Origin of the sequence: Marinobacterium sp. LSUCC0821 (genome assembly GCF_012848475.1) — a bacterium.
Classification (GTDB): domain Bacteria; phylum Pseudomonadota; class Gammaproteobacteria; order Pseudomonadales; family Balneatricaceae; genus Marinobacterium_E.
Map to the genome: position 1 here is coordinate 531,189 of NZ_CP051666.1, position 18,424 is coordinate 549,612.

General features: G+C 46.9%; 18 protein-coding genes and 1 riboswitch. Of the genes, 11 read left to right on the top strand and 7 right to left on the bottom strand.

The window, feature by feature from the left end:
* Positions 1-45 precede the first annotated feature (45 nt).
* Positions 46-786 (top strand): SDR family oxidoreductase, encoded by a 741-nt coding sequence (locus HH196_RS02705; protein WP_169450550.1) that lies wholly within the window; start codon positions 46-48, stop codon positions 784-786.
* A gap of 9 nt (positions 787-795) precedes the next feature.
* On the opposite strand, the gene HH196_RS02710 is transcribed toward HH196_RS02705, so the two are convergent.
* Complete coding sequence (locus HH196_RS02710) at positions 796-1,512, bottom strand: GNAT family N-acetyltransferase (protein WP_169450551.1); 717 nt, start codon at positions 1,510-1,512, stop codon at positions 796-798.
* A 221-nt stretch (positions 1,513-1,733) separates the two neighbouring features.
* Here HH196_RS02710 and zapE point away from each other — a divergent pair, with 221 nt between their 5' ends.
* Both zapE and HH196_RS02720 read left to right on the top strand, forming a co-directional pair.
* Complete coding sequence (gene zapE, locus HH196_RS02715; RefSeq protein WP_211160809.1) at positions 1,734-3,107, top strand: cell division protein ZapE; 1,374 nt, start codon at positions 1,734-1,736, stop codon at positions 3,105-3,107.
* A gap of 74 nt (positions 3,108-3,181) precedes the next feature.
* Positions 3,182-4,510, top strand: coding sequence for an AarF/ABC1/UbiB kinase family protein (locus tag HH196_RS02720; RefSeq protein ID WP_169450552.1), 1,329 nt, complete (start codon positions 3,182-3,184; stop codon positions 4,508-4,510).
* Positions 4,511-4,512: 2 nt separating this feature from the next.
* Here the strand turns inward: HH196_RS02720 and HH196_RS02725 are convergent, their stop codons facing one another.
* Positions 4,513-4,680, bottom strand: a complete 168-nt coding sequence (locus HH196_RS02725) for a DUF6435 family protein (protein ID WP_169450553.1) — start codon at positions 4,678-4,680, stop codon at positions 4,513-4,515.
* Positions 4,681-4,683: 3 nt separating this feature from the next.
* Positions 4,684-5,085: a thiol-disulfide oxidoreductase DCC family protein gene (locus HH196_RS02730; protein WP_169450554.1), complete on the bottom strand. Its 402-nt coding sequence runs from the start codon at positions 5,083-5,085 to the stop codon at positions 4,684-4,686.
* Positions 5,086-5,286: 201 nt separating this feature from the next.
* Here HH196_RS02730 and HH196_RS02735 point away from each other — a divergent pair, with 201 nt between their 5' ends.
* From HH196_RS02735 to HH196_RS02745, 3 genes are all read left to right on the top strand, one after another.
* Positions 5,287-5,871 carry an HAD family hydrolase gene (locus tag HH196_RS02735; RefSeq protein WP_169450555.1) on the top strand — a complete coding sequence of 195 codons (585 nt, stop codon included), beginning with the start codon at positions 5,287-5,289 and terminating at the stop codon, positions 5,869-5,871.
* 327 nt (positions 5,872-6,198) lie between these two features.
* Positions 6,199-6,295, top strand: a riboswitch (glycine riboswitch).
* Positions 6,296-6,463: 168 nt separating this feature from the next.
* Positions 6,464-7,705, top strand: a complete 1,242-nt coding sequence (locus HH196_RS02740; protein ID WP_169450556.1) for a D-amino acid dehydrogenase — start codon at positions 6,464-6,466, stop codon at positions 7,703-7,705.
* 86 nt (positions 7,706-7,791) lie between these two features.
* Positions 7,792-8,217, top strand: coding sequence for a heme-binding protein (locus tag HH196_RS02745; protein WP_169450557.1), 426 nt, complete (start codon positions 7,792-7,794; stop codon positions 8,215-8,217).
* Positions 8,218-8,253: 36 nt separating this feature from the next.
* On the opposite strand, the gene metG is transcribed toward HH196_RS02745, so the two are convergent.
* The gene (gene metG / locus HH196_RS02750) at positions 8,254-10,281 is read right to left on the bottom strand and encodes a methionine--tRNA ligase (protein WP_169450558.1); all 2,028 of its coding nucleotides are present in this window, start codon (positions 10,279-10,281) and stop codon (positions 8,254-8,256) included.
* A 137-nt stretch (positions 10,282-10,418) separates the two neighbouring features.
* Here metG and trmA point away from each other — a divergent pair, with 137 nt between their 5' ends.
* The 5 genes from trmA (at position 10,419) to HH196_RS02775 (ending at position 14,526) form a co-directional block, all read left to right on the top strand.
* Positions 10,419-11,510, top strand: a complete 1,092-nt coding sequence (gene trmA, locus HH196_RS02755; RefSeq protein WP_169450559.1) for a tRNA (uridine(54)-C5)-methyltransferase TrmA — start codon at positions 10,419-10,421, stop codon at positions 11,508-11,510.
* A gap of 96 nt (positions 11,511-11,606) precedes the next feature.
* A complete protein-coding gene (apbC, locus tag HH196_RS02760; RefSeq protein WP_169450560.1) occupies positions 11,607-12,440 on the top strand; it encodes an iron-sulfur cluster carrier protein ApbC in 834 nt (277 codons plus the stop codon).
* A gap of 82 nt (positions 12,441-12,522) precedes the next feature.
* Positions 12,523-13,089, top strand: a complete 567-nt coding sequence (dcd, locus tag HH196_RS02765) for a dCTP deaminase (protein WP_169450561.1) — start codon at positions 12,523-12,525, stop codon at positions 13,087-13,089.
* Position 13,090: 1 nt separating this feature from the next.
* The gene (locus HH196_RS02770; protein WP_169450562.1) at positions 13,091-13,735 is read left to right on the top strand and encodes a hypothetical protein; all 645 of its coding nucleotides are present in this window, start codon (positions 13,091-13,093) and stop codon (positions 13,733-13,735) included.
* The gene (locus HH196_RS02775; protein WP_169450563.1) at positions 13,735-14,526 is read left to right on the top strand and encodes a hypothetical protein; all 792 of its coding nucleotides are present in this window, start codon (positions 13,735-13,737) and stop codon (positions 14,524-14,526) included. Before HH196_RS02770 ends, HH196_RS02775 begins: the two co-directional genes overlap by 1 nt.
* A 33-nt stretch (positions 14,527-14,559) precedes the next feature.
* Here the strand turns inward: HH196_RS02775 and arsJ are convergent, their stop codons facing one another.
* From arsJ to HH196_RS02790, 3 genes are all read right to left on the bottom strand, one after another.
* Entirely contained in the window at positions 14,560-15,780 is a 1,221-nt protein-coding gene (arsJ, locus tag HH196_RS02780; protein ID WP_169450564.1) for an organoarsenical effux MFS transporter ArsJ, read from the bottom strand.
* 28 nt (positions 15,781-15,808) lie between these two features.
* On the bottom strand, positions 15,809-17,092 hold the full coding sequence (locus HH196_RS02785; protein WP_169450565.1) for a TolC family outer membrane protein: 1,284 nt from the start codon (positions 17,090-17,092) through the stop codon (positions 15,809-15,811).
* A 141-nt stretch (positions 17,093-17,233) separates the two neighbouring features.
* Complete coding sequence (locus tag HH196_RS02790; protein ID WP_169450566.1) at positions 17,234-18,418, bottom strand: pyridoxal phosphate-dependent aminotransferase; 1,185 nt, start codon at positions 18,416-18,418, stop codon at positions 17,234-17,236.
* Positions 18,419-18,424 lie beyond the last annotated feature (6 nt).

Sequence of the window (18,424 nt, forward strand, 5' to 3'; positions counted from 1 at the left end):
CGTCCTAGGCAGATACTTTAAAAAAATTAATAAAAGGTGTGTTTCATGACGAATGTGGTTTTAGTTACAGGTGGCGGTAGAGGCATAGGTGCGGCTACTGCAAAGTTACTAGCATCCAAAGGTTATCTAGTTGCGGTTAATTATCGCGATGATAAAGCATCCGCTGACCAGGTCGTTGGTGCCATTCAAGAGAAGGGTGGTACAGCACTCGCTTTTCAAGCGGATGTTTCAGATGAACAGCAAGTTATTCAGCTGTTTGATCAGATTGAATCTAGCCTTGGTACTGTCTCACACCTTGTAAATAATGCCGGTCGCTTAATGACGCAGGCGAGATTTGCAGATATATCACTTGAGCGATTCAATACGATCTTAAATGCTAACCTGACGAGCTGCTTCTTGTGTTGCCGTGAGTATCTGCGTCGCCAATCTAAATCTGGCCAAAAGGGTGCAATTGTAAATGTCTCATCAGTGGCTGCTCGCACTGGATCGCCTTTTGAGTATATTGATTACGCCGCATCCAAAGGTGGAATGGATACCCTGACGCGGGGGTTGGCGACAGAGCTTGCCGATACAGGTATTCGGGTAAATGGAGTCCGTCCAGGTTTTATCTATACCGATATGCACGCCGATGGTGGTGAACCGGGTCGCGTCGATCGGCTTGCACCAGTTATCCCAATGAAACGTGGAGGCACCTCGGAAGAGGTGGCTCAAAGCATCGTTTGGTTATTGTCCGATGACGCCTCATATGTAACGGGCAGTTTTATTGATGTGGCTGGCGGGCGATAGAAAAGCTAACTAATCTAAGAACTCCAGGCTATCAAGTTTATACAGGATTGGTTTTGTTAATGCTGATAGCGCAGTTTTGTGCATACCATTTTCATCGAAGTTAGAATCGCTTAGATAGGTTTCATAGCACTCTTTAAGAGAAGCCCATTCTGAATCTATAGCTGCAAACCAGGCGGTATTGCGGTTTCTACCTTTCACAATATTCGACTGTCTGAAAATACCTTCAAAAGAGAAGCCAAGACGCTGCGCAGCATACCGGCTCTTTCTATTCAGGGCGTTGCATTTCCATTCGTAACGACGATATCCGTTCTCAAACGCCCACTTCATCATTAAATACATCGCTTCAGTGCTCTCTTTAGTGCGCTGTAATGTGGGGGCGTAATTCAAATGTCCGACCTCGATTGAACCCTCGGCTTGATTGATTCGTAGGTAGGCAGCAACCCCGACAGCTTTATTATCTGAAGTTCGAACAATGGCAAAGAAGGTCGGGTCATCTTCTGAAGTGATAGAGCCTAACCACTCGGCATACTCTTCAAAATTGCTGAAAGGACCGTAGGGTAAGTATTCCCAAATAGCACCTTCTATATCCTCAGAGTAAGCGTCAAATAACTCTCTTGCGTGCTTTGAAATATCAATAGGTTCAAGAATCACTGCTGTCCCAGCTACACGCACATTTTTCGGATGCTTGGCGGGCTTAAAGTTCTCTACAGCAAAATCATGTTCCATCTGATATCAGTCCATTGTGTTGGTGGTAGTGGTGAGTCAATTTAACAGGCGTGGAAACTGATGTAAAAAGAGCGAAAACACTGAGGCAGTTATTAATGATTTTGGTGAATTAGCGAAGTCCTGCAACCCAATGACCGCGAAGCGCCGTATAACTAAGCCTAGCTGAACGGTCCATGATGACCAGAGCGGGATGTTTTCTTACAAAGATAGTGATAAAGAATATGACAGCACAACTTCGCGTCACTCAGCGGACCCTCCCGACAGGTCAGGTGACAGCAGCGTATGAACGCAAGGTGGAGGCGGGGGAGGTGCGACGAGATGACGCGCAAGTGGCACTGGCGGTAAAACTTGACGCCTTACACGATTCTCTCACTTCGCTCCCACCAGTACCTGTTCACACTAACCAGTTACTGACGCGATCCTTAGCTTCCGTTTACTCCTTGCTTCGAAAGAAGTTCCTGTTTTGGTCTTTTAGTCCATTACCGCGAGGCATATACATTCATGGACCTGTAGGGGTCGGCAAGAGCTTTCTGATGGATCTCTTCTACGCGTCGGTTAATAGCCCTATTACCAAACGCCGCGTCCACTTTCATGAATTCATGCTAGAGGTCCATCGTCGAATTTTTGTCTACAAACAGAAGCACCCCAAAGATGATGCGATGCCAATCATCGCGCAGCAATTGGCAAAGGAAGCCCAACTCCTCTGCTTCGATGAGTTTCAAGTGACGGATGTTGCTGATGCCATGATTTTGAAACGACTTTTCTCATTATTGTTGGAGTGGAATGTCGTGGTGGTGGCCACCTCGAATCGCTCTCCCGATGCCTTGTATGAGGGCGGCCTTAACCGATCTCTCTTTTTGCCATTCATAGACATGTTAAAACAGAGGTTCGACATTATCTCCATGGAAGATTCCGCTACGGATTATCGACTCGAAACTCGAGCGGATGGTCAATCCTATTTTTGGTCAAACAAGGATGCTCATAGCGATAAAAAAACTGAGAACGACATTCAGGCGCAGTTGAAAGCAATATTTGGCGGCACTTCATCCGGAACTGAGGCTGAGGTCATCCATGTACTCTTCGGTCGCACCGTCCAGGTTGCACGAGTGAATGAGCGGTGCGCCTGGTTTAACTTTTCCGAGTTATGCTACCAGCCGCTCGGCGCGGCTGATTATATCTCCCTCTGCGACAGATTCCCGGTCCTCATCGTTGATCGCGTGCCGCAATTAGATGCCAATTATATTGACGAAGCGAGACGATTCGTGACCCTTATTGACGTGTGTTATGAATCTCGCACCCGCTTGGTACTGGCGGCAAATGTCCCGCTCGATAAATTATTTGTCGATTTTTCAGCGCAAATCGAAAGCAGTGATGGAAATGAAGAGTTGTTTGTCAGTGAGAAGGGGGGGAACTCGAGTTCCTTTGCAACGACAATGATTCGCACCAAAGAGGGTGAGGATATGGAGTGGTCGGCGACGGGTCGAATGGGCGCTTCACTTGCTCAATTATCAGCCGCCAATGATCTCGTATTCTCCTTTCGGCGAGCCGCTTCTAGGCTGGTTGAAATGGGTGGAAAGGATTGGGGCCGGCAATAATGAAAGATCTTTACTGCTGATTATGGCACTTAGGTTCCCTAATCTGAACTGATAGCTCTTTCGTAGACTCTGCTATGAAAAATACTTCACTAAAAACCTTTGCGCCTGTACCTAAAACACGCACGTCTCGACTTTTGAATCTTGGCGGTTTGGCCACAAAGGTTGCAAGCAATGTGTTAGCTGAGGGCACAAAACATTGGATAAAAGGCGACGCTCCGCCTATCAGTGAGCTCGTCCTTAATACCAAAAATCTTTCAGAGGTAGCTGACAAGCTAGCCCGTATGCGCGGCGCCGCAATGAAGCTTGGGCAGTTGCTCTCCATGGATGCCGGCACACTTTTGCCAGTTGAATTAGCATCAGTGCTAGCCAAGCTTCAGTCAGAGGGCGTTATGATGCCCAAAACCCAATTAATCGACACACTGGAGTCGGAGTGGGGAACTGATTGGAGTGAGCGGTTCAGCTACTTCTCTTTTGAGCCAATAGCGGCAGCTTCTATAGGTCAAGTTCACCGAGCCCGTTCGAATACTGGCGATGAGCTCGCCGTTAAGATTCAATTTCCTGGCGTTGCAGAGAGCATAGATAGTGACATTGATAACGTATTATCACTGCTCAAGCTCAGCCGATTACTCCCTAAAACACTCAATATAGATGACTTAGTTGTCGAAGCCCGACGCCAACTTAAATTAGAGGCTAACTATCTTGCCGAGGCCGCACATCTCAGTGAATTCACGAATGAGTTGGCAAAACATCAAGTCTTTGCAGATGTGGTGATACCAAGCCAACAGCCTTCATTAACAACCAATAAGATCCTAACCATGAGCTTTGTTGAAGGTTTGTCCCTAGAAAGCTGGTTACAGAAAAAACCTTACGAAGCTAATCGGCTTATTACAACCCAGTTAGAACTCTTCTTTACTGAGCTTCTAAATATGAATCTAATGCAGACAGACCCTAACCCGGCAAACTATCAAGTTGAATCTGGCACGGGAAAGCTAACGCTATTAGATTTTGGGGCTGTAAGACGCTTCGAAAAGGGCTTTGTTGCCAATTATAAAAGCGCGATCGACCAAGCAATCGCACAGGATAGACCCGCACTCTTAGGTGCTTTAGAAGAGCTAGGCTTTTTCGCAAAAGGCAGTGACGTCGCTAACAAAGATGTTGTCTTGGATATATTTATGCTTGCAGCAGAACCACTCAGGGCAAATGGAAGTTATAACTTTGGCAGTTCAAATTTAGCAAAACGAATTCAGATGCTAGGCATGTCCGTTAGCAAGAACCCGGATGCCTGGCACACCCCTCCTGCTGATGTTCTATTCCTACATCGCAAAATGGCGGGGCTATACCTCTTGGCAGCTAAGCATAATGCGCAGGTAGATGTCGCTCAGCTTTACTACAGTTTTCAATAGAGCTAGGCCTCTAGCTCCTGAATTTGTTTATAAACAGACTCGGCCTGACTCATCACATTTGAGTAAGCTTCAATATCTCCATTGCGCTGTAAATGCATGGCCTGCTCGGTTAGCTCCGCATACTCTTTTTTGAGTTGTTTAAGGGGGTCTTTTTTAAGAAATCCGAACACTTTTCACTCCTGTTTTTGGTTCTTAACACTAATTTGATAAGAAATTGCACAACCATATTTGCAGCGACGTTTGAAACGCCAATTTGCAAATCGGAAGTAAACCCAGTCTAAAAGTCGTGCTGTTTTGGTCGCACGTATAAAAAATGCTAACCAGCGATAGCCAGTTAAGCGCTCCCAAACTGCAAGAAACGCATAAACACCTATCAGCTTATCTCCATCGGCTGTTACGGCATGAATGAACTGCATGGTTTCCGTAAGGTTTAATCCTAAATCATTGAGTGCTTTAGGATCTGAGGTGATATCAACCCAATTAATCAAATCTCTTGTATCGATTCTTTTATAGTGCTGAATCTCTTTAGAACAGAGAGAACAGCCGCCGTCATAGAGCAAAGTAATTTTTTCCATGCTCTATTTACGTCTGCGCTAATGATTTGGATGCAAGAAAATCTCAAGTGGTGGGCGCTAGATTTCACACACCTCTTCGTTGAGATTAGTGTGTTGCACCGATCATTTGAATCTACAGCCGTTTACCGCCTTTGATTTTTTAATTGATCAGGGCGGGGAGGATTGGCGTACTATCTCTTAAATTCTCTAAGGTGTAGTTATTTGAAACATATACGCGGCATTGTTTTCGATCTTGATGGGACATTGGTTACCTCAAATTTAGATTTCAGTCTTATTCGATCAGAATTGGGTTGTCCTGAGGGTGTTGATGTATTGGCGTACGTTGATCAGCTCTCTGCTTCTGAAAAGGTTGAAGCTGCGGCTATTATTCATCGGCATGAAGTTGACGATGCCGAGCAGTCTGAGTGGTTGCCGGGTGCAGAGGTATTTGTTCAACGCTGTATTGAGTCTCAGTTGCCATTGGCTATTTTGACCCGTAACTCTGATTTCTCGTCTCGACGAAAAATCGCTAAGAATAAAATTCCAATCTCTTATCTTATTACGCGAGAGAACTCTAAGCCCAAGCCTGATCCTAGTGCACTTAACCAAATCGCAAGTGCCTTCTCATTACCTAATGAATCTGTGTTGATGGTGGGGGATTACAAATATGATCTGCAGGCGGGGCGCAATGCCAATATGCTTACATGTTTGGTGAATTGTGAAGGTGAGCCTGATTACCTGCATCTGGCTGATTATAGGTTTCAGAGCTTTATTGATTTCCATGAAGCGTTTTTTGAAGAGCGATAAATCCTTATAGATGACCAGTAAATAGATACATTATCTGTTACGTGATCTAAAAATGATGTCACCCCTTGGAGGGTTTTTTTCATCTGTGAATTGAAATAGCTAAATAATTTAATGCAATTCCATAAAGATTTGGGCCCCTAATAATTACCTAAAACCCAATGAATATAAGGCTTTTGGCCTGTTTTTAAATTTTCTATTGGCCAGGTGTCGTTAGTAACATTGCTAATTCAGTAGTGCACACATACACCTTCGCCTTTGTACTTCAGATTGGCTATCTGCTTTTAAAGTGGGTTGTTCTTTTAATTGGCTTCAGATAAGTTGAACTTAATGGATCGTCCGGGAGAGAGCATTTTGCGATTATGCATTATGCCGCCGAAGGAGCACGTGCCCCGCAAACTCTCAGGCAAAAGGACCGGCGATCTTTAAAACATCCGAAGAGTGATCTGCGCACTTTCAGATCCACCGAAGGAGCAAGCGCTTCCGTCAATGGGACGGTTCGCGTGAATCTCTCAGGTACCATGACGGAGAGGGTAGTCGGACTTAAAAGCAGTTCTGCTTGTCATTTGAAGTCCGCAAATAAGAGTGCGCTCCTATGCAAACTATTGCTGTTTTAGGTGCCGGAATCACCGGTATTACCACTGCTGCGAAACTTCACGAACAGGGCTTTAATGTCACGGTTATTGACCGTCAACGCTATGCTGCGATGGACACTAGCTTTGCTAATGGTGGTCAACTATCTGCATCCAATGCTGAGGTCTGGAATACCTGGTCTACGGTCTTTAAAGGGATCAAGTGGATGATGCAGTCAGATGCCCCTTTGCTGGTAAACCCTAAGCCATCTTGGCATAAGATCAGTTGGATGCTCGAGTTTATGAGCAACATTCCAAAATATGAACGCAATACTATCGCTACAACAGAGCTGGCGATCTCTTCGCGTGCTCACATGCGTGATCTAGCAACGCGCTGGGGTGTTGAGTATGACGAGTCAGACTGCGGAATTTTGCATTTCTATTCTGAGAAGAAAGACTTTGAACATGCTCGTCGCGTCAATAAGTTGCTCGCTAAGGGTGGGTTAGAGCGTTTTGAACTTTCACCGTCTGAGATCATCGAGAAAGAGCCGCAACTACGTGGGGATTTTGTTGGTGGCTTTTGGACACCGAGTGACTTCACTGGCGATATTCATAAGTACGCTTTCAGCTTGGCTGAAGCTATCCGCAAAGCGGGTGTGAATTTCCAGATGGATACTGAGCTTGTCGATGTGAAAGCTGACCAGGATGGCGTACGACTGAGTGATGCCAAAGGCAATGAGTATGAATTTGATGCTGTTGTTGTCTGTTCAGGGGTTGGTAGTCGTGCGCTTGCAGCTAAGCTTGGCGATCGCGTTAACATCTATCCTGTTAAAGGTTACTCGATTACGGTCAACCTGCGTGACGAGCAGAGCCAGCAGAGCGCACCTACTCGTTCACTTCTTGATGATAAAGCGAAGATTGTGACCAGTCGTTTAGGTATCGATCGATTCCGAATTGCAGGTACTGCGGAGTTTAACGGCTATAACCGCGATATCCGCGCTGATCGAATCAAGCCACTCGTTGAGTGGTGCCAGCACCATTTCCCAGGCGTATCGACAGAGAGTGTTGTGCCTTGGGCGGGTCTACGTCCAATGATGCCAAATATGCTGCCTAAACTGGGAGCTGGGCGTCGTCCAAATGTCTTCTATAACACGGGTCACGGTCACCTTGGTTGGACACTCAGTGCCGCAACTGCAGATATTGTGACTACGGCTGTTGTCGAGGCGCGTGAGAGTAAAGGCAACTTAAAACTGCTTGCTCTGTAGTTGAGTTTTGATCAAGGGGAGGTGGTTGTCTTCCCACTATTTCTAACCTTTCAAAGGTTTTAGATTCGAATGTTTTGGAGAATATGATGTTAACTGTTACACGTTTAGATATCGCAGATGCTGCTCTACTTATTGAAGGTGCTCGCCTCAAAGCTAAAGAGATTGGCATTCCAATGTGTATCTCAATCGTTGATGAGTCGGGAAATCTCATCGCTTTTGAACGTATGGATGGCGGAAAAATTACGAGTGTGACGATCTCGCAGGATAAGGCGTTTACTGCTGCGGCTGCTAAAAAAGCCACGCACGAATATAACGCTGTCTGTCAGCCAGGCTCGTTGGTATTTGGTATCCATACTGCGCTTGGTGGCCGTCTATGTGTGGTCGGTGGTGGTTTGCCGATCGAGTATGATGGTCAGGTTGTTGGTGGTATTGGATTAAGTTCGGGCACGCCTACTCAGGACATGGAGTGTGCGCAGGCGGGTATCGATCATTGGCGATCTAAGACTCAGTAAAAATAAAAAAGGAGAGCTTATGCTCTCCTTTCTCTTTTACTTGATTCGCATGCCAGACTGGGCGCCTTCGTGCGGTTCAAGAATCCATAGATCGCTGCCGCCAGGGCCGGCTGCAAGAACCATACCTTCAGACATACCAAACTTCATCTTGCGTGGTGCGAGGTTAGCAACCATCACCGTCATCTTGCCTTCGAGATCCTCTGGCTTGTAAGCAGATTTAATACCTGCAAAGACATTGCGAGTCTCTCCACCAAGATCCAGTGTAAGTTGCAGTAGTTTGTCTGCACCCTCAACATGTTCCGCTTTAGCGATACGAACAACGCGAAGATCGATCTTTGCAAAGTCGTTAAAGTCGATTGTTTCGGCAATCGGCTCAATGTTAGATGGCTTCGGCGCTGCGACCTGAGCAGTTGCTTGTAGATTCTGTTTAGAGTCTTCAATAACCGCCTCAATTTTCTCAGGCTCTACACGCTGCATTAGCGGTTTGAACTTCTCTACTTTGTGAGAGAGTAGAGGGGTTTTAATCGCATCCCATGCAAGGCTGTCGATATTTAGGAAAGCTTTAGCTTCTTCGGCAACTTCAGGAAGGACTGGAGCCAGGTAGTTGATGATGACGCGGAATAGGTTGATACCCATGGTACAGCAAGCTTGTACCTCTGCCTCTTTACCTTCCTGTTTCGCAAGCACCCAAGGCTCTGCAGCATCGATGTACTGGTTAGCTTTATCAGCCAGAGCCATGATTTCGCGCATCGCCTTAGCGTATTCACGCTTCTCGTAGGCCGTTGCAATGGTATCAGCCAGTGCAATCGCTTCTTCGTATAGCGCAGGCTCTGCAAGCGTTGAGTCTAGCTGGCCATCAAACTTCTTGGTGATGAAACCTGCGCAGCGACTCGCGATGTTAATCACCTTGTTGACGAGGTCCGCGTTAACACGAAGACGGAAGTCCTCGAGGTTAAGGTCGATGTCGTCGATACCTGAACCCAGTTTCGCTGCAAAGTAGTAGCGTAGGTACTCAGGGCGTAGGTGCTTCAAGTAGGTCTCAGCCATGATGAAGGTACCACGCGACTTCGACATCTTCTGGCCATCAACGGTTAGGAAGCCGTGACAGAAGACGCCTGTTGGTGTGCGGAACCCTGCACCGTGTAACTCAGCTGGCCAGAATAGGGTATGGAAGTAGGCGATATCTTTACCGATGAAGTGGTAAAGCTCTGCTGTGCTATCTTCAGACCAGTACTCATCGAAATCGACACTGTTCTTATCAGCCCAATTTTTGAAGCTCGCCATGTAGCCGATAGGTGCATCTAGCCAAACATAGAAGTACTTGCCAGGTGCATCTGGAATTTCAAAACCCCAGTAGGGTGCATCACGTGAGATGTCCCACTGTTGCAAGCCAGACTCAAACCACTCATTGAGTTTGTGTTTCATCTGATCCTGAACGTGAGTATCAACCCAGCCTTTTAGAAACTCTTCAAAATCTTCCAGTTTGAAGAAGTAGTGTTCAGAGTCCTTCTCGATCGGTTTAGCACCTGATACTGCTGAATAGGCGTTCTTAAGTTCGGTTGGAGAGTAGGTTGCACCACACTTCTCACAAGAGTCGCCATATTGATCTGCAGCACCACACTTAGGACATTCACCCTTAATGAAACGGTCTGGAAGGAACATCTCTTTCTCAGGATCGTACGCTTGGGTGATTGTGCGGCGGGCAATGTGACCTTTATCGCGCAGACGCGTGTAGATAAGTTCTGCGAACTGCTTGTTCTCGTCTGAGTGCGTCGAGTAGTAGTTATCGAAGTTGACAAGGAAGCCGCTAAAGTCGCGTTGATGCTCCTGACTCACCTGGTCGATCAGTTGCTGTGGCGAAATACCCATCTGATCCGCTTTAAGCATGATCGGAGTACCATGCGCATCATCAGCACAGACGTAAGTACACTGGTTGCCGCGCTGCTTCTGGAAACGTACCCAAATATCAGTTTGGATGTACTCAACCAAATGGCCAAGATGGATAGGCCCGTTGGCATAAGGAAGTGCGCTGGTCACGAGTATTTTGCGGTTTGAATCGGTCATGAACGTTCGATCTTTCTAATAAGCGAAAATTTGAGTCCGAATTCTACGTGTTTACGGATTCCGTTTAAAGTTTCTTCGCTTGCTCAGCACTGTTAAACTGCGCCACCAGCTTTTAAATCATAGGTTATTTTGCGCATATGTCTTCACTTCCAGTTATCGATCCTGCCCTTTATCCAGCTCAACTGGAGGAGAAACGTGCCGCGATGCAAGCGATGTTTGCGCACTTTGAGCTGCCAGAGCTAGAGGTCTTTACCTCGCCTGAAACGGGTTACCGCATGCGAGCAGAGTTCCGTGTTTGGCACGATGGTGATGACCTGGATTACGTAATGTTCGAGCCAGGTGATAAGCACACGCCAGTTAAATTAACTGAGTGTCCAATGGTTGATGAACGTATCGCTTCAATGATGTTTGAATTTCTTGAGGCTGTTAAAGGTGTTGAAGAGCTGCGCAAGCGTCTGTTCCAGATCGACTTCTTGGCGACTCTAAAGGGCGAGCTGTTGGTCAGTATGCTCTATCACCGCGCAATCGGAGAGGCTTGGAGCGAAGCTGTTGCGCCGCTGCGTCAGCAGTTTGGTATCGATATCGTTGGCCGTTCTCGTAAGAATAAGATCGTTCTTGAACGTGACTTCGTTATTGAAGAGCTGACGGTTAATGATCGTAAGTACATCTACAAACAGACCGAGAACAGCTTTACCCAGCCAAACGCACGTGTATGTGAAAAGATGCTGCAGTGGGCGTTGGATATTACTCACAATGCTGAGGGTGATCTGGTTGAGTTTTACTGTGGTAATGGCAACTTCTCACTGCCACTAGCGCAGAATTTCGATCGTGTTGTGGGTACTGAAATTTCTAAAGAATCTGTTCGTTCGGCGCAATTTAATATTGCCGAAAACAAAATCGATAATGTTTCGATTTTGCGCCTCTCTTCTGAAGAGTTTACGGAGGTACTCCAGGGTAAACGTCAGTCGCGCCGTACCGAAGGACTCGATTTAGCCTCCTTCAAATTTGATACCGTACTGGTCGATCCGCCACGTGCAGGTCTTGATGATGAGACAGTGAAACAGATCCAAACCTATCCTGCGATCATCTACATCTCTTGTAATCCTGAGACACTTCAACAGAATTTAGAGGTTTTAACGCAGACGCACCGTATAGAGCGTTTTGCTCTCTTTGATCAATTCCCATACACCCACCACATCGAGTGTGGTGTCTATCTGGTCAAAAAGTAATAAGAAGCCAGTTTTATAAAGAGCGGCACTATTGCTTTAATAACTTTCTTGGGTAGTATATCCGACTAAATTAGTCGGATTAATTGAGGCCATTTTATGTCTGCCAATGCAAATCTTCCTAACCTTGCCGGTGTTAAAAAAATCGTTGCGGTATCCTCTGGTAAGGGTGGGGTCGGTAAATCGACAGTAACAGCTAACCTTGCAGCGGCACTTAGCGCATCAGGTATGCGTGTCGGTGTTTTAGATGCTGATATCTATGGACCTAGCCAGGCGATGATGTTTGGCGTGCCAGCGGGTACTCGTCCACAAACAGCAGAAGATAAATACTTTATCCCTGTTGTTGCGCACGGCATTCAGACGATGTCGATCTCATACCTTATCGATGAAAACACGCCAATGGTGTGGCGCGGGCCTATGGTGAGTAGTGCGCTACAGCAGCTATTGATGCAGACACAGTGGGATGCATTGGATGTTCTTCTAATCGATATGCCGCCAGGTACAGGTGATATCCAGTTAACCCTCTCTCAGAAGGTGCCTGTGGATGGTGCGATCGTTGTGACTACGCCACAGGATATCGCGCTGTTGGATGCCAAGAAGGGTATCGAGATGTTCCGCAAGGTTGAGATTCCTGTTCTGGGTGTTGTCGAAAATATGAGCACTCATATTTGTACTAACTGTGGGCATGTTGATCCTGTATTTGGTGAGGGCGGTGGTGCTAAGTTGGCTGAGCAGTACCAAACTCGCTTGCTAGGTAAATTGCCGTTAGCGATGCCTATTCGTATTCAGGCAGATGCCGGTACGCCAGTTGTTTTCTCTGAGCCAGACTCTGAATTTACAGCGATCTACAAGGCTTTGGCTGCTGAAGTACAAGCTGAGTTGGCTGCCAAAGTTGCGCGCACTGCACCGGTGATTCAGTTTAGTGATGATTAATCGATAAATTGATCATTAAAAGGGCTCCGTTAAGGGGCTCTTTTTGTTACAATTTCGCGGTTTTCTTTTAAGGTATTTAAAGATGGGTATTAAAGCAGATAGCTGGATCCGCCGTATGGCGCAAGAACACCAGATGATTGAGCCATTCGAAGCGGGCCAGGTTCGTGAAGTGAATGGTAGCAAAATCGTCTCTTACGGCACTTCAAGCTACGGTTACGATGTGCGTTGTGCGGATGAATTTAAAGTGTTCACCAACATCAACTCATCAATCGTTGATCCAAAAGATTTCAGCTACGACAGCTTTGTTGATGTGAAATCTGACGTCTGCATCATTCCGCCTAACTCGTTCGCGCTTGCTCGTACGGTTGAGTACTTTAAGATTCCTCGTGATGTCCTAACGATCTGCCTGGGTAAAAGTACCTATGCACGTTGTGGCATCATCGTTAACGTGACTCCGCTTGAACCTGAGTGGGAAGGCCACGTCACACTAGAATTCTCTAACACAACACCGCTTCCAGCTAAAATCTACGCCAATGAAGGTGTAGCGCAGATGCTATTTATCGGTGGTGATGAGGTGTGCGAGGTCTCTTATGGAGATCGCGGTGGTAAATACCAGGGACAGACTGGCGTAACGCTACCACGCACTTAATATGCACACCCAAGTAGAGACAATTAACGCCTTTTGGGCGGATCTATCAGAATCACTCGATGGTTTGAGTGGCGTCAATCTAGAGCAGCTAGCTGAAGATGGTGAACGCCTACTCAATGGCTTTCGTGCATCGCTTAAAGCGATCGACTCCAATCTGACCTTCCATTTCGAACGTTCGAAAGAGGAGGGGCCGGTTGAGTTGGTGTTTGGTTGTGATGGTTACCCTGAGTCTATTCATAACGTGCTGACCCTTGTCGGTGCGGCACCTGCCTTTAATGGTATTGAGATTCGTGCCTTTAATGATCGTCACGATCCTATTCCTAGCATGGTCAATCTTGGTGGTGAGCTCTGCTCGATCAATGACTACTGGTGCTCTCTGCGTAATATCGATGGCAAACTTGAGTTGGCTATCTATATGGAAGATGCACCAACGGTCCTAGAGATGGACCCGCGCGTTGAAGCGGTGATGATTTTGCTTGATGCGTTGATTGGAGAGTATGAGATCATGACTCGCATTTGGGCCCTGGATTGGTATGACCTACCAACTTGTCCAGTCGATTTTGGGCTGATTCCTTTAGCGGATCTGCGTGCTCAGTTTGATCAGATCAAAAGCCGTGTTCAACCGATTGGAATTAAGCTGCACTAATGTCCGATAAGCTCACTCAGCTGCTAGACAAGCTTCGTGAACACTATCTCGATGAGATGGAGTCTAACGGTTCAAACTACCCCTATAAAACTGCACACCAGGTCGCACATCGCCGTTTAGCGCTTGAGCCCAACGAACTTGTTGAACTGGTTCAGTCGGCACCGCGGCTACTCGCTTCTCGTGCTTCAAATCTTATAGAGGATGAGGCTGAGATCCATAATCCAACCATTGGCGCTATCATCACAGCGAACCTTGTTGCCGCTGGGATGGAGGGTTTGATTCTTGTCGCCTTGAAGCGTAATTGGCTAGAGCGTGATGAGCAGGGTGACCTGTTGGTTGATGCTCATGAGTTAGATCTAGTGAAACCTATCGCGGGCGTTGATTACACGAAAACACCGCGTGAATATGTACCTCCTCAAGGTCGCAGCAAGTTATCGGATCTCTTTGCTGCAGCTGAAATGGAGTTTGAGGGTCGGCTGGCTGAAGAGGCTGTTGATGCCTATCAGTTGAGTCTCAAAATCGCCGCAGACTATGCAGTCTTTGCGCCGGATGATTTGGCGCCTATTCTTGCTGAAAATCCACTGATGCTAGGTCTTCGCAATGATGGTCTGGTCGATCCTGAATTCTTCGAAAATGACCCGCCTGCGGGCATGATTCTGAGCGCTCATCTGACTGAGATGATGGTCGCCCAAATGGTTGATCGTGCCGTAGAGAAGGGGAGTATTGCGCTTGATTCTGTAGGTACGCCAATCCTTAATGAAGAGAGTGACGAGTCACCTATCCTACATTAAGTAGGCACTCAATAACCCAAGAATTGGGCTTCTTCAATTCGCGTTAGCCGGCAGTTTAAGGCTAATTGCAGAGGCAAATCCGATCATTAGCGTCGACGCGATTAAGCAGAGCAGTAACCCATCAACCCCCAACTGACCTATCTGAAAGAGCACACCAGAGAGCAGCGTGCCGATCAGTCGTCCCATAGCATTCGCCATGTAGTAGAAACCTACATCAAGAGATACACCATCTGATTTTGCATAACTCACTATAAGGTAGCTGTGCACAGCCGAGTTGAGTGCAAAAAGAAGCGCAAAGAGTGTAAGCCCAACGATGAGTATTAACTCAGTAGAAAGCTCTGTAGTAACACCTAGTGAAAGTGCTAGGGCAATCGTTGCTGGAATTAGAGTTAGTGATGCTGCTAAAAATACAGCCGTGCTTTTAGAGGGGGCGTTCTCTTTAGTGTTAAGAATCAATGGGGTCGCCGCCTGAATGATGCCGTAACCAATAATCCATAACGCTAAGAATGAACCGGTCGCACTTTCGCCCCAGCCGAGTGTTTGGCTAAGAAAGATGGGCAGCGCAATTACAAACCAAACATCTCGGGCTCCGAAGAGAAATAGACGTGCTGCTGATAGCCAATTTATAGCGCTACTCTTCGAGAAGATTTCACGAAACTTAGGTTTGTATGTGGCCTTACCAAGATCCCTTTTAAGCAGTGCAAGGGAGCCAATCCAGACAACTGCTAACGCGATGGCCATGGATAGAACCGCGCCCTGGAATCCAAGTGCTGTAAGAAGTAGGCCACCAAGGAAGAAGCCAACCCCTTTTAATGTGTTCTTAGAACCTGTCAGCAGTGCGACCCACTTGAAGAGGGAGGATTCAGCGTTGTCAGGGACTAGCTGCTTTACGGCGCTCTTAGCCGACATCTTATTCAGATCTTTTGCTATACCTGAAAGTGCTTGTGCAGCCATCACCAAGGGAATAGAGAGCATGGGCTGCGGAAGTGCCAGCATGCCAAGGGCTGCTATTTGCAAACCTAGACCAATGTTCATGGTGCGATTCAGTCCGATACGCGCACCTAGCCAGCCACCGACTAGATTGGTAATAACACCAAAGAGTTCGTAAAAGAGGAAGAGTAGAGCGATATCAAGTGGCGCGTAGCCCAGTTGGTAGAAGTAGAGTACAACTAGCATGCGAAGGGCGCCATCCGTGAGGGTGAACGCCCAATAGTTGCCGGTAATCAAAAGGTATTGTTTAACGGCGCTGCTCATCGTTGTCCTTAACTATTAGAGCCTTAGCTTAGCTCTCTAGCCAATCATCTAGCTCTTCGATTTCTGAAGGGCTAAGTGTACCTACTGTCAGTTTCATTTTCATGACAAGTGCGATGTGATCTAGGCGAGCAGAAGCGTAATCTTTTTTAGCTGCGTACAAAGCGCTCTCTGCGTTAAGAACGTCAACAACGTTACGTGTGCCCACTTCAAAACCTTGCGAGGTCGCTTCAAGAGCCTTTTCGCGAGACTGCACGCTGACTGCTTGTGCATCTACCGCTTTTGCACTTGATTCTAGATCACGAACCAAGGCCGCAGTGTCAGAGCGAACAGTACGAACCTCGCCTTCATAGTTGAACAGTGCCTGCTCATGAAGGTTTGCATACTTGTCTGCTTTGGCTGTAGTTTCAAAACCACTAAATATAGGCATCGATAGGCGTATGGTTGTCGTCTGATCACCACGAGCTTCGTAGGTTTTCTCACCACTCAGCATAGAGTGGTTTAGGGAAAGTGTTGGCAGGTGAGCAGATGCATAGGCACTCGCTTCATAACCCGCTGAGATCTCAGCTTGCTTCTTAAGCTGTAGTGCTACGTTTCCACTCAGTGCTTTATCAATCCACTCAGATGCACTTTTGCTATCTAGTGTTGTGATTGGGTAGTTAGCTTTGAGGTCTTTGATCTCAGGTGCTGTGTTGCCAGTGAGTTTCTCTAATGCTTCAAGGGAGTTACGAACAGCGCTTTGTGCGTTGATAAGACCGACGCGTGCACTATCGTAGGTCGCTTGTGCTTCTAGAACATCAGTAATGGCTGTTAAGCCCACATCAAACTGAGCGTTGACCTGATCTAGACGGCGTTTAACTGCGCGCTCCTGGGCTTCAGCCACTTCAAGGGCGCTTTTAGCTTTGAGTGCACCAATGTATGAGTTTACTGTGCGAGTAATTAGTGACTGATCAGCAGCTGCAAGTTTCAAGCTTGTGATGGCAGGTAGCGTATCTGCCGCTTTGTAACCATACCAAGCCGGCATGCTAAAAAGAGTTTGATCGATGCTTAATGTAGCACCTTTACTCTCAGTGGTACTTTCACCAACATGGGTGCTAGTGCTTGAGCCGTTTAGGGTGATGTCTGGATACAGGTTAGATAGTGCAATAGCTAGTCCGGCATCACCTGCTGCTGCTTCTGCTCGACTTGCTTGATAAGTCGCATCGTTTTTAAGTGCTTGTTGGTAGATATCAGCCAATACACCTGCCTGCGCAGAGGTGGCGATAAGCGTTGCTAGCGATGTTACAAGTGCTTTCTTAACGAAACGAGAGGTCATAACAAGTCCTACAATAATTGAGTACTAACTTTAAGATGTTGTGAATATTAGCAACTTCTAAAGTATAGTGAAAGTGCTTAAACGAAAAACAATAAAAAACCGGATACGAGATCCGGTTTAGTGTAGTTCAGTTACCCTCGATTAAGCGAGAGCTTTCGCAATACGTTCGATAGCGTCGCGAAGGATATCCATACTGGTAGCAAACGATAGACGCATGTTACCTGGTGCACCAAATGCAGAACCAGGAACTAGCGCGACACCCGCTTCTTTTAGAAGGAATTCGGCCAGTGCAATATCGTCTTCGATATCAGCGCGAGCGTCGATCACAGCTTGGAAGCTTGGGAATGCATAGAAGGTGCCGTCTGCAGGAATACAGTCAACGCCTGGGATCTTGTTCAGTTCGCTAACAACGAATTCATGACGTTGTTTAAACGCAACAACCATCTCTGCAATACAGTTCTGGTCGCCTTCGAGTGCTGCGCGTGCAGCTTCCTGAGCGATTGAACATGGGTTAGAGGTTGATTGTGACTGTACCTTCTTCATAGCACCGATCAGCTTAGCTGGACCTGCTGCATAACCGATACGCCAGCCAGTCATCGAGTACGCTTTTGAAACACCGTTAAGCACGATAGTGCGATCATATAGATCAGGTGCAGCATTCAGGATGTTAACGAATGGCTGATCATTGAAACGAATGTGTTCGTACATGTCGTCAGTTGCGATCATTACGTGTGGGTGGCGCTTAAGTACATCAGCAAGTGCTTTAAGCTCGTCCAGATCGTATGCCACACCAGTAGGGTTTGATGGGCTGTTGATAACAACTAGTTTAGTTTTAGGTGTGATTGCTGCTTCTAGCTGAGCCGCAGTCATCTTAAAACGCTGTTCCTGAGTTGTAGCGACAATTACTGGTACGCCATCTGAAACTAGAACCATGTCTGGGTAAGAGACCCAGTAAGGTGCAGGGATGATTACCTCATCACCTTCGTTAATAAACGCAAGTGAAAGGTTAAAGAAGCTCTGCTTACCGCCGCTAGAGACAAGAATCTGGTTTGCTTCGTAGTTTAGGCCGTTGTCGCGCTTAAACTTCTCAATAATCGCTTTCTTAAGAGCAGGGGTGCCGTCAACAGCCGTGTATTTGGTCATACCCGTGTTAATCGCATTAATCGCCGCAGCTTTAATGTGATCTGGGGTATCAAAGTCAGGTTCACCAGCACCAAGGCCGATAATATTCTGGCCAGCAGCGCGAAGTTCTGCAGCACGGTTAGTGACTGCAAGCGTTGGTGATGGCTTGATGTTGTTAACACGGTTAGAGAGTTGAACGTCCAATCTCTT